Origin of the sequence: Paenibacillus sp. A14 (assembly GCF_036864815.1) — a bacterium.
GTDB classification, from domain to species: domain Bacteria; phylum Bacillota; class Bacilli; order Paenibacillales; family Paenibacillaceae; genus Fontibacillus; species Fontibacillus sanfengchensis.
On record NZ_JBAGJD010000001.1, the window covers coordinates 64286 to 77313 of the forward strand.

Below are 13028 nucleotides of genomic sequence, written 5' to 3' on the forward strand. Positions count from 1 at the left end.
CAGACGGATTAGCGGGAGGTTTTCCAGCTAATTCGCCTCTGCAGCCGTTACACACCAAATTAACGGGTAGAATTCCCGTTAATTTGAACCAAACCATGAGTTGTAGGCCAAACTTGTGAAAAGAAACCTTTACACCGCTGTCTAATATGCAATTCAATAGTTCAACCTATAAACGAAAAAACCCAGGCCGAATACAATCTTCGGTCTGGGCCCGATCGGATCCTGCTAGTGGAACAAGCCGGCAATCCCGGCGATCAGGACGATAATCGCAAAAATCATCCGATAATAAACAAACACTTTCATCGGTTTCTTTTGCAGGTATGAAATAAACTTGCTGATGACGGCCAGCGCGACGAGAAACGAAACGACAAAGCCGACGCCGAGGGATATCAGTTCGGTCGAGGTCATCGACGAAAACCCGCCGATCTTCATGATTTTCAGGAAGCTCATGCCGACCATGACCGGAATCGCCAGGAAGAAGGAGAACTCCGCGGCAGCCACCGTAGTCAAGCCGGCCACCCAGCCGCCGATGATGGTCGAAGCGGAACGCGACATCCCCGGAATAATCGCGAGGCACTGGAAGGCGCCGATGATCAACGCCTGCTTGATCGTGACGTTCAACTCGTCGCCGCCGCCGTTCAATCCGTTGTTGCGGAATTTTTTCTCCGCGTAAAGCATCCACAGCCCGCCAAAAAACAGCGTGAACGCCACGACGACCGGCGTAAACAGATGTTCATCGGACCAGTCGTTCAGCAGAACGCCGAACACGCCGCCGGGGATACAGGCGATCGCCAGCATCAGCCAAAAGCGGAACCCCGATCTTTCAAAGCCGACCTTTTGCGGGAAGAAGTTGACCAGCGTATCCTTAATTTTGCCCCAATACAGGACGATGACCGCCAATATAGCCCCCAGTTGGATCACGTACGTATACATCTCCACATAAGACGGGGTCGTCCCTTTAAAGCCCAGCAGGTTTTCAAAGATGACCAGATGGCCTGTGGAAGAGACCGGCAAAAATTCGGTAACCCCTTCCACAATCCCCAAAATAATCGATTTCAGGATTGAAAAAATAGTTTCCATGCTTTAGAACTCTCCTTTTCCAGAACACATTCCGTTATTAAACAGTCTTGCGGTTAAAATAGACTGGCGTTGCTGCCAAGCCGCACATCGAGGCAGTAAAGATGACGACGAAAGACCGGACAGGTCGTACGGGTTGAATCCCACGGTTTTCATGCATCTTTTCAGCAGCCTGCACAGCTCCGCTTCGTCATCGACGATCAAAACAATCCGTCAAAGGTTCCCCCCAATCATGCAAGCTGTCCTCTATTATATACCTATCCAATACCAAGGTTCAAAAAAGAGTTTTTCCCTGGCCGATTGACATCAAAATCAATATATCGTAATATTCGAATATAACGATTTAAATTTTGGAGGTGTCCGGTTTGGACAACAACATAAAAGCTTATCATGACGCGGCCGAGATGCTGAAGGCCTTGGCGCATCCCGTACGACTCTGTATCGTGAAAGGACTGCTGGAAAAAAAGGAATGCAACGTCACATACATGCAGGAATGTTTGGATCTCCCTCAGTCCACGATCTCGCAGCACCTGCAAAAGCTTCGCACTCTCGGCATAGTAGTGGCCGAAAGGCAAGGTTTGGAGGTTAATTATCGGATTAAAAATCCCAAAATTGAGCAATTGATTACTATTTTACTTGAGGAGGAACTCTCTTGAACAACAACAAAGTGATCATCGTCGGAGGGGTCGCCGGCGGCGCCACCGCCGCCGCAAGATTACGGCGTCTGGATGAAGATACGCATATTATCATGTTTGAACGCGATGCCTATATATCCTTCGCCAACTGCGGTCTGCCTTATTACATTGGGGAGGCGATTAAGGACCGCTCCAAATTGCTGGTCCAGACCCCTGAGGCCATGTACAAACGGTTCAACATCGACATTCGAACCGAAAGCGAAGTCATTGGCCTGAACCCTCGCGAAAAAACGGTAACCGTACGCAGCAAATCGCGTGGGGTATACGAGGAATCTTACGACTCGGTTATTTTGTCGCCCGGCGCCAAACCGATCGTGCCTTCCCTGCCCGGGATCGACAGCGAGAAAATTCACACGCTGCGCAATATTCCCGATACGGACCGGATCAAGCGGAAAGTGACGGAGGAAGGCATTTCATCGGCCATCGTGATCGGCGGCGGATTTATCGGCGTGGAAATGGCCGAAAACCTGATAGAGGCCGGGCTGGAGGTGACTTTGATCGAAGGGGGACCGCAAATTCTCGCCCCATTTGATGCGGAAATGGCCTCCTTGTTGGCCAAAGAGCTGGAAGAGAAAGGCATCGGCCTGCTGTTCTCCGAGAAAGTTACGGCTTTTGAGGAACAAGGCTCAAGGATTGTCGTGAAAACTGCCAGCGGACTCGCGCTTTCGGCCAATATGGTCATTCTGGCCATCGGTGTCTCCCCGGACACGGAATTTCTCCGGGAAAGCGGGATTGAATTGGGGCCGAAAGGTCATATTCTCGTTAATCCTTACTTGGAAACGAGCGAGAAGCATATTTTCGCCGCCGGAGATGCCGTTGAAATCGTGGACTATGTCAACGGGACGAAAACGGCTATCCCCTTGGCCGGACCGGCCAATAAGCAAGGACGGATCGCCGCGGACAATGTATGCGGTTTGGGAACCCTCTACAATGGGACCCAGGGGACATCGATTATCAAAGTATTCGGTCTGACCGGGGCCGCGACGGGCAACAATGAGAAAACCCTGCTGCGCCTCGGGATTCCGTACCACGTTACTTATGTACATCCGAATTCCCATGCCGGATATTATCCGGGGGCCAAGCCGCTAACGATCAAACTGCTCTTTAACGGCGAAGGCAAAGTACTCGGCGCCCAAGCGATCGGAGCTGACGGCGTCGACAAGCGAATCGATGCGATCGCCACGGCCATCCGGCTGCGCGGCACGGTTCAGGACCTTACCGAGCTCGAACTCGCTTATGCTCCTCCGTATTCCTCCGCGAAGGACCCGGTGAACATGGCGGGATATACGGCAGAGAATATCCTCTCCGGCCAAACCTCCGTTTTTGTTCCGAAGAATTTGGACTTGCGCGATCCCGAACGGACGCTGCTGCTTGATGTTCGTACGGAAATTGAGCACGGAAACGGGCATATTCCCGGCTCGCTCAACATTCCTGTTGACGATTTAAGGCTCCGTCTTTCCGAACTGGATCCTGACAAGGAGATCTGGGTTTACTGCCAGGTCGGACTACGCGGTTATACGGCTTCCCGGATTTTGCGGCAAAAAGGTTTCCAGGTCCGCAATCTGACCGGCGGATACAAGACCTATCTGATGGCGACCTACCGGCCCAAGCCAGCCGGTGGAGCTGACAATGCCGGAACAGGGAGCGAAAGCTTACGCAGCTTCTCACCGGTCGTGGCTGCCGCCGAAACCGCAGCTACCGCTCAGGAACCGGTCGGCAACGAACCGAAGGCGGACGCCGAGCTGGATGCCTGCGGCCTTTGCTGCCCCGGCCCGCTCATCCGGGTGAAGCAAACTATCGATCAGCTTCAGAGCGGTCAAGTGCTGCAAGTCACCGCCTCGGATCCCGGATTTTACGAAGATATCCGGGCGTGGGCCGGTATGTCCGGCAACCGGATGCTGAACCTCCGCAAGAATCCGGACGGTATGATCGAGGCGTCTATTCAGAAAGGGATGTCAACAACCTCCAATCTTCGTTCCGATGGTGACACAGTTGTAACTCCGACGCCGGAAGGAACCTCGATGATCGTGTTCAGCGGGGATCTCGACAAAGCGATAGCCTCTTTTATCATTGCGAACGGAGCGGCGGCCAGCGGCAAAAATGTAACGATGTTCTTTACATTCTGGGGTCTGAATATCATACGCCGGCCGGAAAAGGTTCGCGTTTCGAAATCTCTCATCGGCAAAATGTTCGGTCGAATGATGCCGCGCGGCAGCCGGAAGCTGTCGCTTTCCAGACTGAATATGCTGGGACTTGGATCAAAAATGATTCGCGGTGTGATGAAAAACGGCAATATTTCCTCACTGGAAGAACTCATGGAGACCGCCCTGGCGCAAGGCGTCGAACTTGTGGCCTGTCAAATGTCCATGGACCTCATGGGCATCGACCGGACTGAACTGATCGATGGTGTTAAACTGGGAGGTGTCGGGTATTATTTAGGCAAAGCCGATCAGTCGGGCATTAATCTCTTTATTTAATTTAAGAATTGCGGAGAGGCCGACCCTTAAGCCGTCAAAACGACGCTGGGTCGGCCTCTTTACGTGCAACTATTCTACTTATTGGGCTCCACTTTCAGCTTCATCTGTCCCGCCGGGCGCCGGATACCGGTCATTTGTAGTGGGGGGCTGTGATATCACCAGAAACTCCAGATCTTCGCCGGATTTATTGAACACTTGGTGCGGCAGGTTTGGCGGGACGTTCAATCCCTCATGGGCCTGCAGTACCGTTTCGACTCCCCCGGCCTCGAGGGTCATTGTACCGGACAGCACAAAGAAAAATTGTTTCGCCTGTTTATGAAAATGCCGGGTTTCACACGTTCCCGGGGGCATTTTTTCATGGATGATGCTTCGGTCCTGTTCATGTACCAGCCGCCACCCATCGCAGCGGTCTCCCCAAATATAATGCTCCGCGTTCTTTTTACTAATCAATCACGATAGCTCCTTTATTTCTGCTCTACAAAGCGGGTTCCGTCAAAACGAAAGATCTGGAGTGTCGTTTCGCGCTGGCCCTTCATCGTCTCGTCATCATCTTCAAGCAGGGTCAAGGTATTCCAGCTGTACAGCGTATCGTCAATCACCTGATAACCTCCCGCGACAAGCGAATGTAACCCGGTTATCATCGCATTCCGCTCCTTGAGAACTCCTTTCCACGCTTCAACCCATTTTCCGTTTTCCACATGCCACAGGTGGACGTACTTTATGTCTAATCCCGTTCCGCCCGTACGTTCCACCGTTTCAAACAATTTCTTGGAATTCATTTCGATTGCCGGCCCCGGATGCAGCCGTTCCACTTTCCAATCCTTTTCTGCAATGAGCTTGTAAGTACCTGCTTTACTCCGATCGAAAACGAAAAATTGGCCCAAATGCGAGGCCCCGTCAATCCCCGCGATCACCTCAAGCTCCTCGTCATTATCCAGTTGCATTTCGACAAAAGACAAACCTTCAAAATAATAGTTTACCTTTCTTGCCCCTTGCTTTTTAATCCATTGCGTCACTTGTTTCTTGGACAGTGTCGTTTGCGTCTGCGGCTTACCGCCAGATTTGGCCTTGCTTGTAATTTCAGCCTTCGCCGGTCCCGATAGCGTCGTACCCGCGGCGAACATCATAACACAGAGAGCCAGTTTCCAACCTAACGATTTCCAATTCTTCATCTCTTCCTCCCACAGTACAATTCTATTAATAACAAAACGTATCAAATAAAGGAAAAGTTCGGCCAGACATAAAAAAGAGGGCAAGACCCAACATGCCGGTCCTGCCCTATCCATTTGCTTAGGAGAAATCCGCGTCCGCCGGAGATCAGGAGGACGCAAAAATGAGAGTTCAAAAATTAACGGGAGATTACGTGGATCGGATGACCTTCAACGAGTTCAGCCGTTTCCATGACGATTTCACCCAAGGTCGGGTGAGCGTGAATCGTCAGCGAAATGTCTTCCAGCGTAGCGCCCATTTCGATGGCGAGACCAAGCTCGGCAATCAGGTTGGAGGCTTCGATACCGACGATTTGCGCGCCGAGAACCACGTTGTTCTCCTCGTTAGCCACGATCTTGATGAAGCCGTCGGGCTGGTTCAGCGAAGTCGCACGGCCGTTACCCGCGAACGGGAATTTGCCGGCTTTGACTTTGAAGCCTTTTTCCTTCGCTTCTTTTTCCGTATAGCCTACGCTCGAGCATTCCGGATCCGTGAACACAACCGCAGGGATCGCTTTGTAATCCACAACGGATGGAAGACCGGAAATTACTTCGGCCGCCACTTTACCTTCATAAGAAGCTTTGTGGGCCAGCGCAGGTCCGGCAACGATGTCGCCGATCGCAAAGATGTTCGGGTTGCTAGTACGTCCTTGATGGTCAACTTCCACCAGACCGCGGTCGGTCAGCTTAACGCCGGCCAGTTCCAGACCGAGATCCCCGTCCGTATTTGGGCGACGTCCAACCGTAACAAGCAGGTAATCGGCGGTCACTTCTTTGGTTTCGCCGTTTACGGAGTACTTCACGGTCACGTTCTTGTCCGTTTGCTCGGAACTTTCGGCTTTGGCGTTGGTGATGATTTCGATGCCCGTTTTCTCCATGCTCTTCGTCACGAGACGGGTCATATCCTTGTCAAACCCTGCAAGCACGGAATCCATGCCCTCGATGATCGTTACTTTCGTGCCGAATTTCGAGAACATTTGACCGAGTTCGGCGCCGATATAGCCGCCGCCGATAACAATCAGGCTGCCGGGGATTTCTTGCAGATCCAGAGCTTCCGTGGAGGACAGGATGCGTCCGCCGAACGGGAATGCTTTCAGCTCGATCGGACGGGAGCCGGTAGCCAAGATGCAATGTTTGAAACGGTAGCGCGGCGATTCGTGTTCGTTGAACGCACGGGCTTCGTTTTCATTGATGAACATCACTTCACCGCTGAAAACCTCGATTTTGTTGCCTTTCAGCAAACCGGTAACGCCTTGGGTCATTTTCTTAACGACGCCGTTTTTGAATTCTTGCGTTTTCTTGAAATCAACCTTCACGTTTTCGGCAGTTACGCCGAAAGCGTCGGCATGCTGTGCGTTTTCGTAAGCATGCGCAGCGGAGATCAGAGCCTTTGAAGGAATACAGCCGCGGTTCAAGCACACGCCGCCGAGCTCCGATTTGTCCACGATAACAACTTTTTGACCCAGTTGGGCGGCACGAATGGCCGCCACATATCCGCCGGGACCTGCACCTACAACCAGTGTATCAATATCCAGAGAAGCGTCTCCTACTACCATGTTGTATTACACCTCCATAACAAGCAGCTCAGGGTTCGCGAGCAGTTGTTTAATATAATTCATGAAGTTTTGAGCCGTTGCGCCGTCGATCAGACGGTGGTCGAAGCTGAGCGACAGAGCCATCACCGGAGCGACGACGATTTCACCGTTCTTCACGACCGGTTTCTCGCTGATGCGGCCCGTACCGAGGATCGCCACTTCAGGATAGTTAATGATCGGCGTAAAGAACATACCGCCGGCGGAACCGATATTCGTGATGGAAATCGTGCTGCCCTTCATTTCGTTCGCGGACAGCTTGCCTTCACGGCCGCGGGCCGCCAAATCGCGGATTGCATCGGCGATCATCCAGATGCTCTTACGGTCGGCATCCTTGATCACAGGAACGATCAAGCCGTTATCCGTATCGGTAGCAATCCCGATATCGTAATGTTTCTTGTAGACGATCTCGTTGTTCTCTTCGTCGATCGATGCGTTGAGCGCAGGGAATTGACGGGAAGCGGCCACGAGCGCTTTTACGATAAACGGCAGGTAAGTGACCTTGATGCCTTTCTTCTCGGCCATCGGTTTCATGCGGGTACGGAACGCTACCAGCTCGGTTACGTCCACTTCGTCCATAATCGTAACGTGCGGAGCGGTGTAAGCCGATTTAACCATGGCGTTGGAGATCGCTTTACGGATTCCCTTGAACGGAACGCGTTCTTCTTCCGCGCTCACGCTAACCGGAGCCGCCGCTTGCGCTGCAGGAGCGTCCGCAGTTTTCGCCGCGCCGCTTGCCGCAGGTGCCGCCGCGCCGCCGCCGTTTTTGAACGCGTCGACGTCTTCGCGGGAGATTTTACCGGCTTTTCCGGTGCCGCTCACTTGTGTGATGTCGATGCCTTGCTCGCGAGCATATTTGCGCACGCTAGGCGTAGCCAGCACTTCACGGTTAGGAGCAGCCGGTGCTGCTGCGCCAGCGCCGCCTTCTTTGGCGTCAGCCGGGCTTGTTGCAGCCGGGGAATCCTTCGTTTCGGCTCCGCCTTGCGCCGCGTCGGCTTCTTGCGAGCCTGCTTGTTCCGGAGCGGGTTCCTGCTCAGGAATATCGCCTTCCGCGTCGATCACAGCCACAACTTGGCCCACGCGGAAGATCGCGCCGTCCGAACCGAACACTTCAAGTACTGTACCGTTTACCGGGCATGGAACTTCAACGACCGCCTTGTCGTTTTGTACCTCCATGACGATATCTTCATCTGTTACTTTGTCGCCGGCTTTGATGTGCATTTTAATAATTTCGCCTTCATGCAATCCTTCGCCGAGCTCTGGGAAGCGATATTCAAATTTTGCCACCTGGAAGACCTCCTGTTTTTCAATTTTTCGTATGCCGTTTCATTAAAATTCAAGTACTTTGTTGACGCCCTCGATGATCCGGGCCGGAGTCGGAAGCCATTGGTCTTCGATTTGCGCGAACGGATAAACGGTATCCGGAGGCGTAATGCGGAGCACTGGAGCTTCCAAGTGCAGGATCGCTTTTTCATTGATTTGAGCGATAATTTCAGCGGCCATACCGGCGGATTTTTGCGCTTCCTGTACGACGATAGCGCGGTTCGTTTTCTTAATGGACGCAAGAATCGTATCGATGTCCAGCGGCACGAGCGTGCGCAAATCGATCACTTCGGCTTTGATGCCTTTGCTTTTCTCCAGTTCTTCCGCCGCTTTTACCGCGGTATGAACCATCATGCCGTAGGCGATAATCGTTACGTCGGACCCTTCGCGGACCACGTTCGCTTTGCCAAGCTCTACTGTATACTCGCCTTCAGGAACTTCCGCGCGGAAAGCATGGTACAAGTTCAAATGCTCCATGAAGAATACCGGGTCATTGTCGCGGATCGCGGAAATCATCAGACCCTTTGCATCATACGGATTCGAAGGAATTACCAGTTTAATACCCGGAGTTTGCGCAATCAAACCTTCCAGGGCATCGGTATGCAATTCCGCCGCTTTAACCCCCCCGCCGTAAGGCGTACGGAATACAACCGGTGCATGATAGCGTCCGCCGGAACGGTAACGCATGCGGGCAGCCTGAACGAGAATTTGGTCCAACGCTTCAAAAATAAAGCCGACAAACTGGATTTCCGCAACAGGACGGAACCCTTGAATCCCCAAACCGACGGCCAGACCGCCGATGGCGGATTCGGCCAGCGGCGTGTCGAAGACGCGCTCTTCGCCAAATTCCTTTTGCAGTCCTTCCGTTACGCGGAACACCCCGCCGACATTACCAACGTCTTCCCCGAAAAGCACGACGTTCGGATCCCGATTCAACTCCACGCGCATCGCGTCGCGAATAGCTTCTTTCATATTCATTTGTGCCATTGCTTCATATCCTCCTCATTAGAACTTCTTCAAGGCTTATTTAAAATCGGCTTTTTGCTCTTCCAGATGCTTAGGCGTTTGTTCGAACATGCTGTCGATCAAACCAGGAACCGTCATCTTCTCGGTTTGTTCCGCCTTCTTGATTTGCTCGTTCACTTTCGCTTTCGCTTCCTCTTTCACGCGAGCCGTATCTTCTTCGGTCCAGAGGCCTTTCTTCTCCAGATACTTGGCAAGACGGGCGATCGGGTCCTTCTCGCTCCATTGTCCTTCTTCTTCTTTCGTACGATACTTACTCGTATCGTCGGACAAGGAATGCGGACGGAAACGATAAGTGACCGCCTCGATCAAAGTAGCACCTTCGCCGTTACGGGCACGCTCAGCGGCTTCTTGAACCGCGCTGATGACCGCGAACACGTCCATACCGTCGATCTTCACGCCGCGGATACCGGCGGCAACCGCCTTATGAGCAATGGATAATGCGGCGGTTTGTTTCGAGAATGGGGTCGTAATGGCATAGCCGTTATTTTGCACAAAGAAAATAACCGGCAGTTTGTAAACTCCAGCGTAGTTAAGCGCTTCGTAGAAATCGCCTTCGGACGAACCGCCGTCTCCCGTGTAAGTAATGGCAACTTGTTTTTGCTTCTTCAATTTATAGCCCATGGCGATCCCCATGGCATGAAGCACTTGAGCGCCGATAATGATTTGAGGCATAAGTACGTTGACGCCTTCCGGAATTTGTCCGCCATGCTGATGGCCGCGAGAGTACAGGAAAGCTTGATAAAGTGGAAGACCATGCCACACCAGCTGCGGCATATCGCGGTAGCCCGGGCAAACGAAGTCGTTCTTGTCCAAAGCGAACTCACTGCCGACCATCGTGGCTTCTTGACCGGATACCGGCGCATAAAAGCCGAGGCGGCCTTGGCGGCCCAGGTTGATGGCGCGCTCATCCCATGTGCGGGTGAAAACCATACGGTACATTAATTCTTTCAATTGATCATCTGTCAAGTTCGGGGCTTTATCTTTGTTGACAATCTCACCATCCAGTGAGAGGACGGTTAAAGCCTCGACTTCCTCGGTATATACTTCATAAGGAATCTTGCTCATTTTCTTCACCTCGACAAAATATTTGATTATCATGTTCCGCTGTTATAGAATTATTATACAACTGTTTCAGTCGTTAAGTCAAAGGAATTGCGCGTAAATGACTTAATTTTTTATCTTTGTTTATATAACAGCAGTAACACAATTATGTAACACAATCGGGTTCTGGTAGTGAATGCGTTTACCTCTCCCAGGGCTATCTTAACGTAATGAGGGGTCAAAAGCAAAATATCAAGACGATAAGGAGCGAGCCGAATTATGACGGATTCACGCTATTTAAAGCGGACTATTGTCAGAGAGGAAATCGACTGCAACAACTTGGGGGAAAAGCGAAAACTGCGCATTTACCTCCCTCCGGGCTACAATGAAATACTTAGTTACCCTGTCGTCTACTGTCAGGACGGCGAAGAGTTTTTCAACTTCGGGCGGATTGCCACCCATGCGAACAAACTGATTCTGGATGACGGTCTCGAGCCTTTTATTATTGTAGGCATTGAAGTCGACACTGCTGTCCGAACGGAAGAATACGCCCCTTTCGGCCATCGGTTCGAAGCCTATTGCCGCTGTATTACAGAAGAGATTATACCCTTTGTCGAACGCAATTATCCGGTACGGAAAGAGCCGGAGGAACGCGTGCTTGCCGGAGATTCTTTGGGCGGGTCCTTCTCTCTTCATCTGGCTATGAAAAATCCCGAACTGTTTTCCAAAATTATCAGCCTGTCCGGAGCCTACTATGACCGAACGCTCGCCATGATCGAAGCTGAACCGGATTTGTCCCATCTTTCCTTATATATGGTCGTCGGCCTTCAAGAACAGCAATATACCACCGACACGGGGACCTATAATTTTGTAGAGTTGAATCGCCGGGCCAAACAATTACTGGAGGAACGGGGCGCAAAGATAGTTTATTACGAGAGAGACGGCAAGCACCTTTGGGGCTTTTGGCAGCAGGAGTTACCGGGTGCGTTGACGCATTTTTTACAATAAGGTTTCATAGTCTTCTGACGAAAAAAAAGGATACCGCCTTATCCGGGCGATATCCTTTTTCTATTAATATGAAGTAACCATAATTTCGGGCTTACCCCTGTTCCGATTTGGTCCCGATGCTTCCCGTGCGAAGAGACCGGCTAGGCAGCTTCCATTTATAATGAACGGAAAGCATCCGGAAGAAGACAACCAAGCCGAACAGCAGCAGCAAACCGACGGTAGACGTAAAAAACTTCAACCCTACGGCGAGCCCGGCCAACATCGCCCACACGGCATAAATCTCATCCCTCAGTACGAGCGGCTTGCGTCCGGCCAGCAAATCCCGGATAATCCCGCCGCCGATTCCCGTTAGTACCGCAGCCACCAAAATGGCGCTGACCGGATGATTCATGCCGTTGGCATACAGCGCTCCCTGAATGGCAAAAGCGGACAAACCGATGGCATCAAACAGCGCTTCTGTCTTCTTCCAATGATGAATCCATTTCAGAGGCAGAACGAAAGCGACAAGGACCGATAAAACCGCAAGCATGATTAAATCCCCTTGAGCCCATAACGTCGTGACGGGAACTCCGATCAATACATTGCGGACAATTCCTCCGCCAAAGGCCGTTACGAGCCCGAGTACAAGCACGCCCAGAATGTCATACTCCTCTTCCATTGCCACAAACGCACCCGACATCGCAAACGCGATAGTTCCGATAATACTAAAAATGTCAAATAAGTGCATTTCTTACGCTCCGGCTCCTCTCTTCGGCGTTCAGTAACATTTGACCAGTCCATTGTATGCTTGACCCGTTCAATTGTGCAAGAGAAAAAACTGAACTATACTGGTAATAAGCGGGCCTACAACAGAAAGGGAGTTTTCTTATGGTAGCGAAACGAGTGGTTATTTTTGCCGGCGGAACCATCGACCCTGATTTCATTAAGGAAATTCGCAAGGAGGACCTGATTATCGGAGCTGACCGGGGAGCTTTATTCCTCGTCCAACACGGAATCCGCCCCGATATTTCGGTCGGAGACTTCGACTCCGTCATCCCGGAAGAATTGGAGCTAATCAAAGCGAATAGTCGGGAAATGATCGCTTGCGATGCGGTTAACAAAGATCTGACCGATACGGAGCTGGCTTTCGACCTTGCTATTGAAAGGCACGCTTCCGAGATCGTGATGACCGGCGTGATCGGCACGCGGATGGACCATACGTTATCCAACATACAGATGATGCTGCGAGGCATGCAGCACCAGATTACCAGCGTAATTTGGGACGCCAACAATTATATTACCCTCACCGGAACGAGCTGCGTCGTCGAGAATCGCGGTTATAAATATGTTTCCCTGCTTCCTCTGACCACGGAGGTAACAGGAATTCATTTGGAGGGATTTATGTACCCCTTGGACAACGCGACGCTTAAAATGGGGCAGTCGCTGGGAGTCAGCAATCGTTTGAAGGGCGACAAGGGAACGGTCCGAATTGAAAGCGGACTTCTCCTCGTGATTCAAAGCAAGGATTAAGGAACTTCACACGTTTAAATTAATACAAAGTTGTAACCTTTGTGCCGCCTTATTTTTACTAGTCAAGCACAA

12 protein-coding genes are annotated in these 13028 nt (G+C 51.5%); 4 read left to right on the top strand and 8 right to left on the bottom strand.

Annotated elements, in window-relative coordinates; translation table 11 throughout:
• Nucleotides 1-225: 225 nt before the first annotated feature.
• Nucleotides 226-1080, bottom strand: a complete 855-nt coding sequence (locus V4U88_RS00345; protein WP_334071228.1) for an undecaprenyl-diphosphate phosphatase — start codon at nucleotides 1078-1080, stop codon at nucleotides 226-228.
• A 362-nt stretch (nucleotides 1081-1442) separates the two neighbouring features.
• Between V4U88_RS00345 and V4U88_RS00350 the strand changes: the two genes are divergently transcribed.
• Nucleotides 1443-1733, top strand: coding sequence for an ArsR/SmtB family transcription factor (locus tag V4U88_RS00350; RefSeq protein WP_334071229.1), 291 nt, complete (start codon nucleotides 1443-1445; stop codon nucleotides 1731-1733).
• A complete protein-coding gene (locus tag V4U88_RS00355; protein ID WP_334071230.1) occupies nucleotides 1730-4249 on the top strand; it encodes a DsrE/DsrF/DrsH-like family protein in 2520 nt (839 codons plus the stop codon). Before V4U88_RS00350 ends, V4U88_RS00355 begins: the two co-directional genes overlap by 4 nt.
• Nucleotides 4250-4327: 78 nt before the next feature.
• Here the strand turns inward: V4U88_RS00355 and V4U88_RS00360 are convergent, their stop codons facing one another.
• The 6 genes from V4U88_RS00360 to pdhA all read right to left on the bottom strand — a co-directional run bounded on the left by V4U88_RS00360 (nucleotide 4328) and on the right by pdhA (nucleotide 10463).
• Nucleotides 4328-4699 (bottom strand): cupin domain-containing protein, encoded by a 372-nt coding sequence (locus tag V4U88_RS00360; RefSeq protein WP_334071231.1) that lies wholly within the window; start codon nucleotides 4697-4699, stop codon nucleotides 4328-4330.
• 14 nt (nucleotides 4700-4713) lie between these two features.
• On the bottom strand, nucleotides 4714-5421 hold the full coding sequence (locus V4U88_RS00365) for a hypothetical protein (protein ID WP_334071232.1): 708 nt from the start codon (nucleotides 5419-5421) through the stop codon (nucleotides 4714-4716).
• Between the two features lie 176 nt (nucleotides 5422-5597).
• Nucleotides 5598-7013, bottom strand: coding sequence for a dihydrolipoyl dehydrogenase (lpdA, locus tag V4U88_RS00370; protein ID WP_334071233.1), 1416 nt, complete (start codon nucleotides 7011-7013; stop codon nucleotides 5598-5600).
• 6 nt (nucleotides 7014-7019) lie between these two features.
• Nucleotides 7020-8336, bottom strand: a complete 1317-nt coding sequence (locus V4U88_RS00375; RefSeq protein WP_334071234.1) for a dihydrolipoamide acetyltransferase family protein — start codon at nucleotides 8334-8336, stop codon at nucleotides 7020-7022.
• 42 nt (nucleotides 8337-8378) lie between these two features.
• Nucleotides 8379-9359 carry an alpha-ketoacid dehydrogenase subunit beta gene (locus tag V4U88_RS00380; RefSeq protein WP_334071235.1) on the bottom strand — a complete coding sequence of 327 codons (981 nt, stop codon included), beginning with the start codon at nucleotides 9357-9359 and terminating at the stop codon, nucleotides 8379-8381.
• 36 nt (nucleotides 9360-9395) lie between these two features.
• Complete coding sequence (pdhA, locus tag V4U88_RS00385) at nucleotides 9396-10463, bottom strand: pyruvate dehydrogenase (acetyl-transferring) E1 component subunit alpha (RefSeq protein ID WP_334072032.1); 1068 nt, start codon at nucleotides 10461-10463, stop codon at nucleotides 9396-9398.
• 255 nt (nucleotides 10464-10718) lie between these two features.
• Between pdhA and V4U88_RS00390 the strand changes: the two genes are divergently transcribed.
• Entirely contained in the window at nucleotides 10719-11447 is a 729-nt protein-coding gene (locus tag V4U88_RS00390) for an alpha/beta hydrolase (protein ID WP_334071236.1), read from the top strand.
• Nucleotides 11448-11538: 91 nt separating this feature from the next.
• On the opposite strand, the gene V4U88_RS00395 is transcribed toward V4U88_RS00390, so the two are convergent.
• Entirely contained in the window at nucleotides 11539-12174 is a 636-nt protein-coding gene (locus tag V4U88_RS00395; RefSeq protein WP_334071237.1) for a trimeric intracellular cation channel family protein, read from the bottom strand.
• A gap of 140 nt (nucleotides 12175-12314) precedes the next feature.
• Between V4U88_RS00395 and V4U88_RS00400 the strand changes: the two genes are divergently transcribed.
• Nucleotides 12315-12956, top strand: a complete 642-nt coding sequence (locus V4U88_RS00400; protein ID WP_334071238.1) for a thiamine diphosphokinase — start codon at nucleotides 12315-12317, stop codon at nucleotides 12954-12956.
• Nucleotides 12957-13028 lie beyond the last annotated feature (72 nt).

What these genes read in the sequence shown, in the direction of transcription:
- V4U88_RS00345 (WP_334071228.1), bottom strand. Translation starts at nt 1,080, where the DNA reads ATGGAAACTATTTTTTCAATCCTGAAATCGATTATTTTGGGGATTGTG.
- V4U88_RS00365 (WP_334071232.1), bottom strand. Translation starts at nt 5,421, where the DNA reads ATGAAGAATTGGAAATCGTTAGGTTGGAAACTGGCTCTCTGTGTTATG.
- lpdA (WP_334071233.1), bottom strand. Translation starts at nt 7,013, where the DNA reads ATGGTAGTAGGAGACGCTTCTCTGGATATTGATACACTGGTTGTAGGT.
- V4U88_RS00380 (WP_334071235.1), bottom strand. Translation starts at nt 9,359, where the DNA reads ATGGCACAAATGAATATGAAAGAAGCTATTCGCGACGCGATGCGCGTG.
- pdhA (WP_334072032.1), bottom strand. Translation starts at nt 10,463, where the DNA reads ATGAGCAAGATTCCTTATGAAGTATATACCGAGGAAGTCGAGGCTTTA.
- V4U88_RS00390 (WP_334071236.1), top strand. Translation starts at nt 10,719, where the DNA reads ATGACGGATTCACGCTATTTAAAGCGGACTATTGTCAGAGAGGAAATC.
- V4U88_RS00395 (WP_334071237.1), bottom strand. Translation starts at nt 12,174, where the DNA reads ATGCACTTATTTGACATTTTTAGTATTATCGGAACTATCGCGTTTGCG.
- V4U88_RS00400 (WP_334071238.1), top strand. Translation starts at nt 12,315, where the DNA reads ATGGTAGCGAAACGAGTGGTTATTTTTGCCGGCGGAACCATCGACCCT.